1 protein-coding gene is annotated in these 1,074 nt (G+C 55.7%); it reads left to right on the forward strand.

Annotation, left to right across the window (positions count from 1 at the left end; genetic code table 11):
- Positions 1 to 109 precede the first annotated feature (109 nt).
- Positions 110 to 1,074: S41 family peptidase (locus tag AC097P_RS23925; RefSeq protein WP_479612925.1), on the forward strand; the 965-nt coding region annotated here is incomplete at its 3' end.

Raw genomic sequence — 1,074 nt, forward strand, 5'->3', positions numbered from 1 at the left:
GGATTCAGCAAATTCCGGTTAGTTACCAAATAAGTACCGGTCGTCGGTCTCAACGTGGGGCAATACGCTCATACTTTATGATCGACGGCCTTATATGAGAGCGGATTGCATGCGACACATTCTGATGATTTTTCTGGCGTTGGCCACTGCCCTGCTCACCGCTTGCGGTGGCGGCGGTGGCACAGGCACGCCTGCTGAACCACCCACGAGTGTTTTGGCCAGTGCGGCCTCCCTGGCCCAACAGTGCACTGCGCCACGCCCAGGCACAGCGGACCGCCAAGGGTCCATTGACACCGAAAAAGCGTGGGTGCGATCCTTTATGGATGAAACCTATCTTTGGTACAAAGACGTGCCTGTAGTCAATGCCGCCGACTACACCCAGGCTGGCAACGGCAACAGCGTTTTGCAAACGCTGAACGCCTATTTTCAGGCGCTCAAAACCAAAAACACGACAGCCTCGGGCAAACCGGTTGACCAGTTCAGTTTCACCCTGTCTACTGTCGATCTGCTAAACCAGCAGTCGGGTATTGCGTCGGGTTATGGCTTTCGCCGTTCGACCCTTACCGGTGGCCCGCCGCGCGTGGTTCGCATACTCTATGTCGAGCAGGGTTCGCCTGCGCAAATAGCGGGGGTGTCGCGGGGTGACACCATTACATCGATTGATGGTGTGGATATCAACGACACAACCGCTGCAGGTATCGCAACGCTTAATGCAGGTTTGGCACCCACCGTCGCCAGCAAAACCACACGCTTTGGTTTGGTTGCGGCCAATGCAACCGCGCCACGGTTTGTAGACGTTACATCGTCACAGTCCATCGCGGTCACGCCTGTTGCCCTATCCACTGTAATCGTCGATGGTGGCAACACCGTTGGCTACCTGGTGCTCAATTCATTCGGTGTGGTCAGCGCAGAGAAACAACTCATAGATGCCATCACGCACCTGAAAAACGCCCGCGTCAATGAACTCGTTGTTGACCTGCGCTACAACGGTGGTGGTTACCTCGATCTGGCCAACGAGCTCGCCTGGATGATTGGCGACGCCACCTTGACCGGGAAGACATTTGAAAAACTGAC

Source organism: Rhodoferax sp. ZS1R8, from assembly GCF_056521325.1.